At 48.3% G+C, this 14,304-nt stretch carries 10 protein-coding genes; 3 read left to right on the plus strand and 7 right to left on the minus strand.

Annotated elements, in window-relative coordinates:
- Positions 1-74: 74 nt before the first annotated feature.
- The 3 genes from WBL83_RS14310 (at position 75) to WBL83_RS14320 (ending at position 4,118) form a co-directional block, all read left to right on the plus strand.
- Positions 75-944, plus strand: coding sequence for a hypothetical protein (locus tag WBL83_RS14310; RefSeq protein WP_154159327.1), 870 nt, complete (start codon positions 75-77; stop codon positions 942-944).
- Between the two features lie 108 nt (positions 945-1,052).
- Positions 1,053-1,253: a helix-turn-helix transcriptional regulator gene (locus tag WBL83_RS14315; protein ID WP_094948409.1), complete on the plus strand. Its 201-nt coding sequence runs from the start codon at positions 1,053-1,055 to the stop codon at positions 1,251-1,253.
- Between the two features lie 117 nt (positions 1,254-1,370).
- The gene (locus WBL83_RS14320) at positions 1,371-4,118 is read left to right on the plus strand and encodes a DUF927 domain-containing protein (protein ID WP_424589775.1); all 2,748 of its coding nucleotides are present in this window, start codon (positions 1,371-1,373) and stop codon (positions 4,116-4,118) included.
- A 403-nt stretch (positions 4,119-4,521) separates the two neighbouring features.
- Here WBL83_RS14320 and WBL83_RS14325 read toward each other — a convergent pair whose 3' ends face one another.
- The 7 genes from WBL83_RS14325 to WBL83_RS14355 form a co-directional block, all read right to left on the minus strand.
- Positions 4,522-4,977: a hypothetical protein gene (locus tag WBL83_RS14325; RefSeq protein ID WP_424589776.1), complete on the minus strand. Its 456-nt coding sequence runs from the start codon at positions 4,975-4,977 to the stop codon at positions 4,522-4,524.
- 111 nt (positions 4,978-5,088) lie between these two features.
- Positions 5,089-6,051 (minus strand): hypothetical protein, encoded by a 963-nt coding sequence (locus WBL83_RS14330; protein WP_424589777.1) that lies wholly within the window; start codon positions 6,049-6,051, stop codon positions 5,089-5,091.
- Positions 6,052-6,062: 11 nt separating this feature from the next.
- On the minus strand, positions 6,063-7,172 hold the full coding sequence (locus tag WBL83_RS14335; RefSeq protein WP_424589778.1) for a nuclease: 1,110 nt from the start codon (positions 7,170-7,172) through the stop codon (positions 6,063-6,065).
- Between the two features lie 10 nt (positions 7,173-7,182).
- Entirely contained in the window at positions 7,183-8,943 is a 1,761-nt protein-coding gene (locus WBL83_RS14340; RefSeq protein ID WP_424589779.1) for a restriction endonuclease subunit S, read from the minus strand.
- Complete coding sequence (locus WBL83_RS14345; protein ID WP_424589780.1) at positions 8,943-10,415, minus strand: N-6 DNA methylase; 1,473 nt, start codon at positions 10,413-10,415, stop codon at positions 8,943-8,945. Before WBL83_RS14345 ends, WBL83_RS14340 begins: the two co-directional genes overlap by 1 nt.
- Positions 10,416-10,486: 71 nt before the next feature.
- Entirely contained in the window at positions 10,487-12,928 is a 2,442-nt protein-coding gene (gene hsdR / locus WBL83_RS14350; protein WP_424589781.1) for an EcoAI/FtnUII family type I restriction enzme subunit R, read from the minus strand.
- 100 nt (positions 12,929-13,028) lie between these two features.
- Positions 13,029-14,237, minus strand: coding sequence for a PD-(D/E)XK nuclease family protein (locus WBL83_RS14355; RefSeq protein WP_424589782.1), 1,209 nt, complete (start codon positions 14,235-14,237; stop codon positions 13,029-13,031).
- Positions 14,238-14,304 lie beyond the last annotated feature (67 nt).

The raw sequence follows: 14,304 nt of genomic DNA on the forward strand, positions 1-14,304 counted from the left end.
AGCCCGAACAGGCGAAAAACAGTAACACCTGCTGTCTGCTTCAGTTTTCATCAGGTGCGCACGAAGGTGACTTGATGGATAGCAACGTTTGGAAAGAAAATAGAATTGCGCCTTTAGAATACTGCTCATTCGAAAGAGCTGCTAAGTTGCTCAATTGCGAATGTGAAGACTTAATTCACTGGAATAAAATAGGTGCTATATCGATAGCATTTAGGCCAGAAAATATGGAAGGTTCTTTTTCTGTTCAATTACGTGAGCAGAAAGATAGCGCAGACATAGAAAAATACAATAAATCTAAATATATCATGCACGAACTTGGAATTCATGGCTCTCAATTTCTACGTAATTTGGGTGATGCAAATGACAAGGGCTATATAGCATCAATTGATGAATTTCGATTTTATGGAAACATCAGTGACTTATGGGTTGTAATTAATGGTTCCGTGGATGAAAAAAACAGCATAACTATAACAAAATCATTCAGCACCGGATATAAAACGCTAAGCCCTGCAAACATTCCAAATGACATAATCTCCGCGTTATTTTTTTACCAAGGAACGAAAGACGTCATCCTTGAGTTAAAAGATCTCCTAATTACGAGGAGCGATATCGAAAAAATATGGACATCGGCTATCTCAGGCAAACCAATGGATAGTTATTTTACAAGCAAGGTACGTGAAATTAAGGCCATTCCTGTAAGTTCAGTTTCAATAGTACAAACAGACAGACACGAACACAACCGGCAAGTAGTTGAACAGGTTGCCATGAAAGTTCGTGAACATTATCCGGATGAATGCACCAAAAATGGAAAATTACTACTCAATAAATGGGTAGAAGCCACCCTGGCGCGTAAAAATGATTATGGCGGTATGAAACTTAGATCGGTGAGAAAAATTTCCACAATACTTAGCGAAATCATCAAAGCAGAAAAAACTGCTGAGTAAGCTTACTCAACTGCTGAGTAAACTTACTAGGCATTTAACTCTATCCGGCTGTTATCTACCATCTGCCATGTTGATTACACAAGCGACATAACATGGCAGGTGAAACCTATGATTACGCAGATCTATCCCCTCTCAGGACACGCTCGCCCACGAGCTACTGCTGACTTTTTAAAAGTTAGCACAGTCACCCTCTGGCGCTGGGAAACAAGCAAACCTGATTTCCCAAAATCAATTCGTCTCTCTGAACGCGTCACTGTTTACGATGCAGCAGAGATCCGCGCCTGGCTGGAAGCTAAGAAACACAACTAATCCCATGGAGTAAAACCATGAAATTAAAAAATTCTGGCTTAACCGCCAGCGGCCAAACTCACGCTAAAAAAAGTGACCCGCTAATTATCATTAGCAAACATTTGAGCGGTGAATCCGATGCGTAATATCGACTTTATCCGCGAAGTGACTCATACCGCTGCCGGGCAATGGCAATCCGTTCTGGCTGGCCTGAATATAGACGTGCCTAGTTCACCGCTCAAGCATACCGCCTGCCCCGCGTGCGGGGGAACAGATCGCTTCCGGTTCGACGACAACGAGCGCGGGGCGCATATCTGCAATCAATGTGGCGCTGGCGATGGCCTTGACCTGATTAAGAAGGTGAATGACTGTGGCACGACAGAGGCCGCACAACTCGTGGCGGAAGTGCTGGGTATTGATTACCGGACAACGCAAACGAATCCAAGCGTTGCTATCGAGCGCCGGGCATTACTTGAGACAGTGCAGCAGACACGACAAGAGCAGGCCGCACAGGACACAGAGCATCGTCGCCTAGCCTTTGCTCGCCGCTATGCAGCGATGAGCGAGAACGTCACACAGGGCGAATCTGACTATCTGAAATCAAAGGGGCTGAACGGCCTCACCTATCCACTTCTCACTAATGGCGCGATCTTACTACCGCTGGTGGACAACACCGGAGCGGTCACTGCCGCACAAACCATTACCTCGAGCGGGGAAAAGCGCCTTGTAGTGGATTCAGTCAAACGCGGAGCATTCCACGCCATTAACGCACCAGAGCAACCGCAGGAAGTGATCCTTGCCGAAGGGCTGGCAACTGCTTTATCCGTTAACTTGATGCGACCGGATGCGCTGACTGTGTGTGCAGTCGATGCTGGGAACCTGTTACACGTCGCCATCCATATGCGTCAGCAGTACCCACAGGCACAAATAATTATTGCCGCTGATAACGACTACCTCGACAACCAATCTAACACCGGGAAAGAAGCCGCAGATAAAGCGGCGCACGTGGTAGCGGGATGGGTGGCTCTTCCTCCGGGCGAGCATAAAGCCGATTGGAATGATCACCACCAGCAATACGGGTTAACTGAGGCCACCAGCATGTTTACCTATTCGATATACCAGATACAGGGGGAAAGCGTGAAACCAAAGTCGCAGGCCATTGAGGGAGGTAAATCTAGCCCTCCAGAAATAGACCCGTTAAAACCGCGTATCGAGAGCCGGGAGTATGGTGTGTACTGGATTGTGCCAAAAGTGGACAAAGAAAGCGGCAATATTATCAATAACGAAAACTGGCTGGCGTCAGCAATGGACGTGATCGGCTCCGGACGCGACGATAAAGACCAGTATCTGATATTACGCTGGCTGGCCTTTGGCTTAGACGTACCGACGACCGCTGCCATTCCCCTGGCGGATATTGGAGAGCGAGAAGGCTGGCGCGCTTTGAAAGCAGGCGGGGTTAAAGTCACTGCTAAAAGCAATATGAGGGCAATTCTGGCCGACTGGTTACAGCGCAACAGCTCACATGAGCTATGGCGTGTTACCTATGCCACTGGCTGGCAGTGCGGGGCATATATCATGCCCGACGGAGAAATCATCGGCACACCTGCCAGGCCTGTTTTATTCAGCGGTCGCAGCTCCGCAAGTGCAGGTTATGCCGTACAGGGCACAACTGAGAGTTGGCGTGGAAGTGTGGCGCGTCTAGCATACGGCAACTATTCAATGATGACCGGCGTCGCTGCCGCCCTAGCCGCGGCATTAATCGGCCTGACGGGCGCGGATGGGTTCGGCATTCACTTTTATGAGCAGTCGAGCGCAGGCAAAACCACCACCGCGAATGTGGCGAGCAGCTTATACGGCGATCCGGATTTATTACGCCTGACGTGGTACGGCACGGCGCTAGGGCTGGCAAACGAAGCTGCCGCCCACAATGACGGATTAATGCCTCTGGATGAAGTGGGACAGGGAGCTGACCCGGTGAGCGTATCGCAGTCTGCCTATGCGCTATTTAACGGTGTAGGGAAATTGCAGGGTGCGAAGGAAGGCGGCAACCGCGATTTAAAACGCTGGCGAACCGTGGCTATCAGTACAGGTGAAATGGATTTAGAAACATTCATAGCCAGTGCGGGGCGTAAAACCAAAGCGGGACAACTCGTTCGCCTACTGAATATACCGCTCAGTAAAGCTGAGCGCTTTCACGAATACACGAACGGCAAGCAACATGCTGACGCACTCAAAGAAGCATACCAGCACCATCACGGCTCCGCTGGAAGGACGTGGATAAAATGGCTGACGGACCACTCGCAACAGGCGATTGATACCGTGCGTAAGTGTGAAGCACACTGGCGCAATCTTATTCCTGCCGACTATGGCGAGCAGGTGCATCGTGTGGCCGCACGATTTGCCATTCTGGAGGCAGCGTTACAGCTGAGTGAAGCGGTCACAGGATGGGATGCACAGGCCTGCCGTGATGCAATACAGCACAGTTACAACGCGTGGCTACGCGAGTTTGGCACCGGCAACAAAGAACACCAGCAAATAATTGAACAGTGCGAGGCGTTTTTAAATTCCTATGGATTCAGCCGATTTGCACCGTTCCCCTATAGCTCAGCCGATATGCCGATTAAGGATCTGGCGGGGTATCGTCAGAAAGGGAAGCACGAAAACGATCCGACAATCTACTACACCTTCCGGGGCACATTTGAAAATGAAATCGCCCGGAACTTTAACCCGAAGCAATTCGCTGAAGTTCTGAAAAATTCCGGGATGTTGACCCCTCCTACGAGCGGGCGAGGTTACCAGCGCAAATCGCCTCGTATCGACGGAAGGCAGATTAACGTTTACGTCCTGACCTTCCAGACAGAAGACTACGCCGCATCTGAGGAATAGCATTTTTCACATACGTAAAAAGGGTGTTGGTTCAGTTAGCTCAGTCTGTTCAATATGCAATGCTCATTGTTTTATAAGAATTTTAATTCGCATGTTGAACCAGCGCTGAACCAACAAATACCCGTATTAAACCAACAATTGGTAATATTAACATTCACCCTGATAGGCAGTGAACCAACAGAAAGTCTCTCTGAACCATCACAACATCACCAATGTTGGTTCAGAAAAATCCAGTGTTGGCAATGTCTGGCGGACAGTGAACCAACTAAACCAACGTAACCAACACAACCTGCTTGTTATCAGTAAAAATCAGAGTCGATATGGTGGATATGAAAAATGACCACACAGATTTCATCATACGAGTGGCTGATGACTGCCCCCGTAATCTTTCAGGTGAGGCTGGTTATGCTGAATCATTTACAGACTCACTCAAGCCCATTTCTCTCCACGCATCTTCCCAGCCAGCAATACGTTTTACTGAAATAGCATGATGAGTCGACTCATCATTTTGCGCACGGTGTCCACCGTGTTTCTCCAGATAACCCATATATGCCGTATAAATATCATTCCTGATCCAGGATAGCGGCGTGACATAGAAAGTATTCGGTTCTCGACCAAGATCGATAAATACCCAAAACTCATTGTCATTTTTATCAAGGGTACACTGGGCAGCATAGTTTGTTGAGGTTTGCCAGGTCCCTGACGTTTTCGCTCTGGTGGTAACGTTATACGTTTTACCGTTTGGGGCATCAAATGTGATGGATGACCTGTTGCCCTCTTTCTGGACGATGGCATTACTGGCACCAAGGCTCGTTAGTTTCTGCAATACCATTAACTGCCCTAATTCTGCTGTAGTCATATTTCCCCCTGATCTGTTTAAAACAATTTAAGCGAACACATCAAATTTGAAGCGATGAAATAATCCCGTGAAAAATAGCAAAACAACGCCCAATGATTACTAAAAAAAGCTTCATAAGGAACGTGGAGAAATCGACCAAACAGTTTGCAGCCAAGTTAACCGCTGTTGCAATTGTGGGATGAACTCATTAAGCCAAAACAGGGAAGCAACATAACCCGAAGATCCGCCACCACGACTGAATCGCTCAACGTAAAAGTCGTTGCCGCCCACCCGATTGATTAACGACTTCCCCGTCAGTGACTGAAATGCTGCCGAAATAATATTCGCTAATTCATCTTTATCTTCAGGGATACTGACCTGACATAAAGCCTGTCGCATCTCCAGCCACAAGAACAAGTCACCTCTCGATCCCCATTGCGTCGGAGCAGGATCAAATAAGTCGGATACAACGGCCCAATCACTTTCCAGATAGCTAATCTTTTTTGCCGCAACTTTATGTACCAGCGGGAAAAATATTAGCCTGAAAAAATCCGGTTCAATCTCAAACGTAAAACTACTAGAAACGGAAAAACGAACAGAATCGACAGTGGATATTGCTTTCCCCGTCAACGCAAAAAAGAGGTGACTTAGTCTGGTATCCAGTTCGTTAAGGTCATCAGGGCATTGCTCAACACCTGAAGCCGCAATCATTTTATCGACCAAAATTTGGTTGCCATCATAATCCGTGAACAATTGCCGCTCAGTGGAAACCACTTTTCTGAAAATTTGTGCGATGGTCAATTTTTGCGGAAACAGAAGATATTGCAGATCAGGCCGTTTGTGCTTTTCAACCACGATGTCATAAGCAGTCTGCCGCTTAGCATTTGTTGTCGCACTTCGGTCAGCGCCAAGAGATAACAGTTCTCCAATAACCGACAAATTCGCCCCATGCCATGCAGCCTGATGTAGCGGTGTATAACCTTTAGGTTCACTAGGGTGATTTACCAGATGAGGATAATCACGAAGAATGGGTAAAAGAGCATCCCATTCCCCTTGGAAGGCGAGTTTCAATACTTTATCGCTAACAGACATCATTCCAGCCTCTCTTATTCTGCCCGTTCAGTGTCCCAGCGTAAAAAAATACGCTTTAGCTTATCGACTGTGTGCCGCCATTTTGGTGTGGTCGGTTTGCAGACCGTATTCTGATTACCAAAGAAACCAATCTCATTGACCGCCTCCTGTTCGCTGCGCGTTTCCAGCCATTTCACAGGGACAAAATATTCTGATTTGTCGGGATCGTCGGCGTTGTTGCGATATCCGGCACCAAATTTCAGCACATCCATCGCCAGCTTTTCACCGTCGTCAGTGTTGATGGTGAAGCTACTGGCAGGCTCAACGGCGCTCTGCACAATCCCGACGCCGACGTAACCCGTTGCCGGGATTTTTGCCCAAATTCGGTCACCCGGCTGGAGCTGCTTTAAGGTCTGGCTGTACCAGCTTCCGCCACCCGCACTGATAAACCCGTAGCGACGCGCTTCTTCCCAGACTCGACTTTGCGGATCACCAAACGAGACATAGAACTCACCATTCCAGGGCTCCTTGGTTTTGGCACTGGCCCCTGCGGTGGCTTGTACGGCGTTGGTTTGCGTTTCGCTTGGGTCAATAAGCCAGGCACGGCTTAGGAACTGTTCTTCGCCGTGCTGGAACACCTTAAAGAACAGTACGTTAATCGAGATGCCGTTCTTGCTCAGATAGTCCACGATGCGTTCAGTCGACGGATCCAGCTCCGCTGCCACAATGATGATTTGATGCGACTGGTTGATGGACTCTTCTTCCAGCTCAGTATTGAAACGTTGCTTAAACGCGTCACCCAGATTGCCGCCACCGGAGAATTTCTCATAAATCTGTGAGAGACGGTCTGCCGTTAAATCATCGACCCACGAAGCGTAATCCAGCGCCTGAGCGACCACTTCACGCGGTGTGCGGTCGCGTTTAAGCTCAATCAGAATTAGAGAGGCATCCGGCGCGATAGCCAGCAGGTCGATGCGCCCTTTGTCGAGCGTATTTTCCTGATGACCAATAATCATCCACTGGTCAGAGAGGATGGTTGGGTCATTTAAGATCATCTTCTCGAGCAACTGCTCACTGACCAGTTTACTGATGGTCAGCGGCTGAGGGTTCTCCCCCACCCGCCAGATAGCATGATGAACCGGCATCGTCTGATCCTTAGTTTAATGCTGCGTCGGTGAGCGCATCCGCCAGGTGGAGTTGGGTTTGCTGGGCGGATTGCAGGCGGGATTGAAGGGTGTCACAAATATCATTAAGTCGCTTCACTTCGCTAACGATTCGCTGCTGTTCTTTGATTGGAGCCAGAGGAAAGATAAAGCTTCTGACTTTCTTCCCGTTTAGTGCGGGTTGTGCTCCACCGTGGCCATCTCCTCTATGGGACAAATACTTACTTTTCGCCCAGATCCAAACATATTCAGGTTCGACAAGCACTTGGTTAAAAACAAAAGCAGCAACATTTTGATTGGTGCATGCATCAATACCTAAAATTGCCGTCTGTCCTCTCGTTTTTCCTTGCCCAATAATTGCCATAAGTAAGCTACCAGTTGGAATCATACTTGTGCTCGAGTTTTTAAAACCCTCAGGTGTGATTTTTTCTTTTGTATCTAAAATAACCTCATTGGCAACTTCGCCAGAGCTAACCCAAGGGATATCTCCATTCCAATATTTCTTTTCAGATCTATCAGGAGTACTTCCCAACCTTATGTCAGCAAAATCCTGAACAACAATATTTAACCACGAACGGGGTAATAAGGCAGGTTCTCCCAAAGGTTCAACCGGAGGATGTTTTTTAATTTTACCTTCTTTCACCAGTTGCGCTTTTTCCTGCTCAATACGTTTAAGCAACTCAGAAGCAGGTTCGTCGTTAGGATCTTGCGGGACCAGTTTACCCATTACTGCCAGTTGCAGAATGGTTTGTTTAAGGGCGTCAATGCTAGCTTCGGTGGTAAACAGCGCGTCGAAATGCTGGCTGATTCGCGCCCAGTTTTCGGCGAGTTCTTCGGCATTTTGGCTGTCGGTCAGCGTTGCCAGCAGGGTTTCCACCAGTTGCTGATGGGCATCCAGACTGGTCAGGGATTGCTGTTCCAGTTGGTCGCAGAGGGACATTAACTCTTCTAATTTAGAAACGATTCGATTCTGCTCACCAATAGGAGGAACTGAAATAACAAGGGGATTTAACTTTTCGAGAGAAATGTTAGCAATATTTGTTGTCTGACTTGAACTATCAATAAGGATAGATTTTATATTAGGAGAACGTAATACAGACATCAAATAGCTAGCATTAACTCCATATGGTCTAATAACACTTAAAAAACCACCAAATGTTGCTTCGCCAGTAGGAATATCATATATGTATGCAACCTTTCCAACTAGCTCTCGGCTATTAGCCATTGACATAACAATATCGCCTTTTTCAGCGAATTGTTCTGAACGTTTAACAAATGATTTACTGACATAAAGTAAATCATCCCATTCAATATTATCTTGAATATTAGCTGTCCGTAGGCAAGCTATTTTTCCTTCTGACGGTTCTCTATGTTTTTCATTCGCAGGAAAAGTAATTCCGCGAATAATTGCAACAGTGTTACCTAAGCGAGCACACTCCCACCCAACCGGCAATTCAAACGGCTTCTCATCTTCGCTAATCTCCGGCAAAGGCTTCTGCTTTTTAATCTTTCCCTGTTTTACCAGCTCGGCTTTTTCAGCCGCAATACGCTTCAGTAACTCTGACGCCGGTTCATCATTCGAGTCTTGCGGCACAAGTTTGCCACGCACCGCCAGTTCCAGAATCAGCTCACGCAGTTTCTTGATGCCATAGAGGTCGATTTTACCGTTACTGCCACGCCCGGCGGTGGAGCGAGTTTGCAGGGCAGAGGACCAGATATCGATATGGTCTGTGATTAACTTCTCAACGGTCATCAGTTCGCCCCCTTGTTGCCCGCTAGTGCAGCACCGAGGATTTCGCGTAGCTGGTTACGCAATTCGCTGATTTCTGCCTGCTGCGTTTGATACTGCACCAGTAGCTCATCCGGATCGTGGCTGACGGTTTCACCCTGGTACGGGTTTTTGATATCGAGGTTGAAGTTGCGGGCAATGATCTCGGTGATGCTGACTTTCCACGCCTGGTTGTTCTCTTCGCGGCTGGCAAAACCGTCGGCTTCGTTACCCCACCAGTCGATTTCGGTCTGGAATTCTTCAAACTTCATTGGTTTGGTTTTGCTGTAGTTCTTCACACCATCCGGGTACGGATGTTCATAGAACCAGACTTCTTTAGTCGGCTGGCCTTTGGTGAAGAACAGAATGTTGGTTTTGATACCGGTATAGGGGTTAAACACGCCGTTCGGTAACCGCACGATGGTGTGCAGGTTACATTCTTCGGTGAGTAGCTTTTTGATTTTGGTTTTTACACCTTCACCAAACAGCGTGCCGTCTGGCAATACCACCGCCGCGCGGCCTTTGTCTGCCAACACTTCGATAATCAGTTGCAGGAACAGATCGGCGGTTTCACGGGTCTGCATCTCTGCCGGGAAGTTTTTCTCAATACCGTCTTCTTCGGTGCCGCCAAACGGTGGGTTGGTGATGATCACGTCCAGCTGTTCATCCCAGGAGGACAGCGGCTTATTCAGCGTGTTGTCGTGACGGATTTGCACCGGCACTTCAATGCCGTGCAGCAGCATATTGGTGGTACAAAGCAGGTGCGGCAGCTGCTTTTTCTCCACGCCATAGATCTGCTGTTGCAGCGTTTTATGGTCTTCGGTGGTGTTGACGTAATGCTCTTTCACATGATCGAATGCACAGGCGAGGAAACCGCCGGTTCCACAGGCTGGATCCATAATCGACTCGCCCAGTTTCGGATCAATACGATTAACCATAAAGCGTGTTACCGCACGCGGGGTATAGAACTCACCAGCGTTACCAGCGCTTTGGAGGTCGCGCAGGATCTGCTCGTAGATATCGCCAAACAGATGGCGTTCCTGGCTGCTGCTGAAATCGATTTCGTTGAGTTTGTTGATTACCTGACGCAGCAAGGTGCCGTTTTTCATGTAGTTGTAGGCATCGCTGAAAGCCTGTTTGACCACATAACCACGCGGGTTAGTGTCGATTGGCGCAATCATGTTCTTCAGTTTTGGGAACAGGTCGTCGTTAATGAATTCCAGCAGCGCATCGCCGGTAATCCCTTCGCTGTTCGCCGCCCAGGTACGCCACAGATAGCGTTCCGGGATTGGCAGGCTGTAGTTATCCTGTTCCAGCTCCAGCTCTTCTTCCTGAGTATCAAAAATCTTCAGAAACAGCAGCCACGAAAGCTGCCCCAGACGCTGGGCATCGCCGTCCACACCTGCATCTTTGCGCATGATGTCCTGAAGGGATTTAATCACTGAGCTAATCGACATGTTGTTATTCCATTCTTAAAAAAGGATGCCACCGGCGCAAGGGCGACCAGTGGCATAGTGTTTTTGGGTTATCAGGCTGAACGTGGTGGGAACTGGTAGATTTCGTTTTCCAGTTCATTCACAGCCTGCTCATAGGCCTGTTTGTCACCAAAGCGTGTTTTGATGATTTCAATCGGACGCCCCAGCGAATCAAAGGGTTTCAGCTTCAACACCTGAACATCTTCGATTTCCCGCACGCCTTCATCGGCGTATTTATCCAGCAACGTGTTAAGGACCTGCTGCGCGGGTTCCGCATATTTTGTGAAGTAATTGCGCTTACGCACGTTGGCGGCACGCTCATGGCGCGTCAATGGCGGCTGACCGTACACTACGTGGCAGAGCAGATCAAACGGATCAAGATCTTTGCCCACTTCTTCGGCCAGCACATCCCACAGAATTCCCAGTTGCTCCAACTCTTCAATGATGACCTGCTTGCGAGGAGCTTCCTGCCATTTGCGCACGAAGCTATCCAGAGACGCATAATCACTGTCTTTGAGCATCGTTTTGCGGGTGTAATCCTGGAAGGATTCGGTCACCAGTTTACCGTCGGCATCGTAGTATTGAACGCGCTTCGCCAACACTTTAACGTCCACACCATTCACATAGAATTTACGGACTTTGTTTTCGTCATCGTCGTGGAATTCACCGTTTCCGGCGAACTTGTCTCGGTTCACCTTGTATTCGGCTCCCTCTTCCCGCGCTTCATTGACGACGCTAACATCACCATCTGCGTTATCTTCCGCATCGAGTTGGTCATTAAAATCAGACGCCGGGTCCGAAATGTCGTCAGGTTTTACCACCAGCACTTTTTCTGGCAAGCCGTCAAAACGTGGGTCGGCAAACAGCTCTGTCGCTTTTTTGAAGTCGAGAATGGTGAACCACAGCTTGCCGTGCTTTTCGTTGATACGCGTGCCGCGCCCGATGATTTGTTTGAACTTGGTCATTGACTGAATGTTCTGGTCTAACACCACCAATTTACAGGTTTGCGCATCGACGCCGGTACTCATCAGCTCAGAGGTTGTCGCGATAACCGGGTAAGCTTTTTTGGGGTCAATGAAGTTATCCAGCTGCGCCTTGCCAATATCGTCATCGCCTGTGATTTTCATCACGTATTTTTCGTTCTTCAGCACCTGTTCTGGGTTGAGTACCACCAGCGCCTGGCGCATCCGAGCGGCGTGGTCAATATCGTTGCAGAAGACGATGGTTTTATCCATCGGGTTGGTACGTTTCAAATAGTCGGTAATGGTCTGCGCTACCAGCATGGTACGTTCATCAATCACCATCGTGCGGTCAAAATCTTTCAGGTTGTAGATTCGGTCTTCAATCTCTTCGCCGTATTTATCTAACTGACCCTTAACCGGTCGCCAGCCCTGTACATCAACGTCGATATCGACGCGCACCACTTTGTACGGGGCTAAGAAGCCATCTTCAATGCCTTCTTTCAGGGAATAGGTATAAACCGGCTCACCAAAGTAATCGGTGCTGGAGACTTCTTCGGTTTCTTTCGGCGTTGCCGTCAGGCCTATCTGGGTGGCGCTGCCAAAATATTCCAGGATCTCCCGCCAGGCAGAATCTTCAGAGGCGCTGCCACGGTGGCATTCGTCGATGACTATGAGATCAAAGAAATCGGGAGCAACCTGCTTATAGGCTTTTTGATGTTCCTCCGGCCCGGTGATCGCCTGGTACAGCGCCAGGTGTACTTCATAAGCGGGGTCAACGGTGCGCCCGGTAACTTTGGTCATCGCTGAACCAAATGGCTTGAAGTCATTGCGCTTGGTCTGATCGACCAGAATATTTCGGTCAGCGAGAAACAGAATGCGTTTTTTGTTTTTCGCTTTCCACAACCGCCAGATTATCTGGAATGCGGTGTAGGTTTTCCCCGTCCCGGTTGCCATTACCAGCAGAATGCGATTCTTTCCTGCAGATACAGCATCTACCGTTCGGTTGATCGCCTGCATCTGATAATAACGAGGGGATTTCCCGCTGGCGTCATCGTAATAATCCTGGCTGATAACGGGCAGTTGTTCCTGAGTAAAGCCTTTCCAGACACAGTATTTCTGCCAGAGTTGTTCAGGGGTTGGAAAATCACTGAGAGTGATTTCTGATTCAAGCTGCTGCGGGTTGGTTTTATCGTGGAAAACAAAACCGTCGCCGTTGGTCGCAAACACAAAGGGAACATCAAGCAGACTGGCGTAGTCCAGACCCTGCTGCATTCCTTTGCTGATGGCGTGCTGATTGGCTTTGGCTTCTATCACCGCCAGCGGCAAATTCGGCTTGTGGTAGAGCACAATGTCAGCAGACTTAACTTTGATACGCGAGGCCAGTTTGCCACGAACCACAATCTTACCATCGCGGAGTTTCACTTCCTGACGGACTTGCAACATCATGTCCCAGCCAGCATCTTTAACCGCTGGCAGGATGAATTTGGTAATGATGTCCGTTTCAGTTAAATGAGCCTTGTTTACGCCAGCCATAGCAGAGCACTCCACGATATTGGGTTAGCTCTGATTTTACACAGATTAGTGCGTTACGTAATGACCTGAAACGAGGTTTTGGGCAACGACTGGAAAACCATTATTCGTTAGAAGCAATTCTACTGCTAACCGACTCATGTAACCGAATGAACAAATCCACACAGCGCCTGGAGAACTCACCATTGTTCATTTCAAGCCATGCACGATTATTCGAAAGCCAATCCCTGTATTCAATGGGGTCAAGGTCATGCGACAAATATCCATTAAAGCTACGCCACCATGGCCACCAGGCACTCGCTTTCGCCCCTGTTGGGAAATCTATTCTGAGTTGTTGCGCAGCCAGCAAGGCTGATTCGGTAGCATTCGAAGCATCATCCAGCTTAATACCGTAACTCCAATCCTCATAACTCCTTTTGCCAGGTTCGATACAGTAGTGCCAGCCAATAGCCTCTGGAGGGCGCAATCCAATCCCGTAATCTGGATATAATTTTCTACATACCTCCCAGCCTGCTGGTGGTATCAAATCTGCAGTCGCTTTTTTCGTCAGTTTTTGATAAATGCTATTTTTAAGGCTTAGTAGACTTAACGTGGTATCCAGCGTTGATTCGTCAGTAAAGATTTTGTCTAGCAAAACATCCACAACCTTCCCCTCCCTGCAATTCAGCACATTCACCGAAATAAAACGCTGCAAATCGAATAGAAAGACTCGCAAGCGGTAAGGTATATCATCATTTTTGCACAGCCCCTCAAGCCAAACGACGAGCCTTTGATACGACAGGAGGACAAGCTCACCAGACTGAAGCGCAGCGTCACATTGGTGCTTATCAATACTAAACAGACTTGGTCTGCTCCCTTCGGGTGTCAGGTAAATCAGCAGCGTTTCGTTTAATCCACTGCGGCGCTTCCTTAGCTCGTGGAGATAGTCCAAAACCTGATTGGGTTGATCGGCGGCACTGGGTTTGTTCTCTATACCAAGAGTCCATCGTTCCCCTTGTACGACGATATCAATTCGACGTTTAGTGCCCAGGGCATCAGTCTGCTGTTCACACTCAACAAACCGACAAGATGTTGCATCCCATAAACTTTGCTCAATCAAATCCAGAAAGGTGCTTAGAAAGAGCGCTTGCTGACCATGAACACCGCGCACGTCGAGCAAGTCAGCCAGGATGCGTGAAAGACCATTTTCGTCAGCAGTGATATATCGGAAGACATTAAACTCAACAGAATCTTTTTTGTTGAGATTTTGGTGCGAATGTCGGGCTTCGATGAGCCACTCTGTCATTTGGTCCAGCCAATGATTACTAGTCATATCACTCCATCACACGCAGCCTTCATGCTCAAAACGGCCATATTAACAGTTCAATGCCTCATACGGC

Source organism: Buttiauxella sp. (genome assembly GCF_049686335.1).
Lineage (GTDB): Bacteria > Pseudomonadota > Gammaproteobacteria > Enterobacterales > Enterobacteriaceae > Buttiauxella.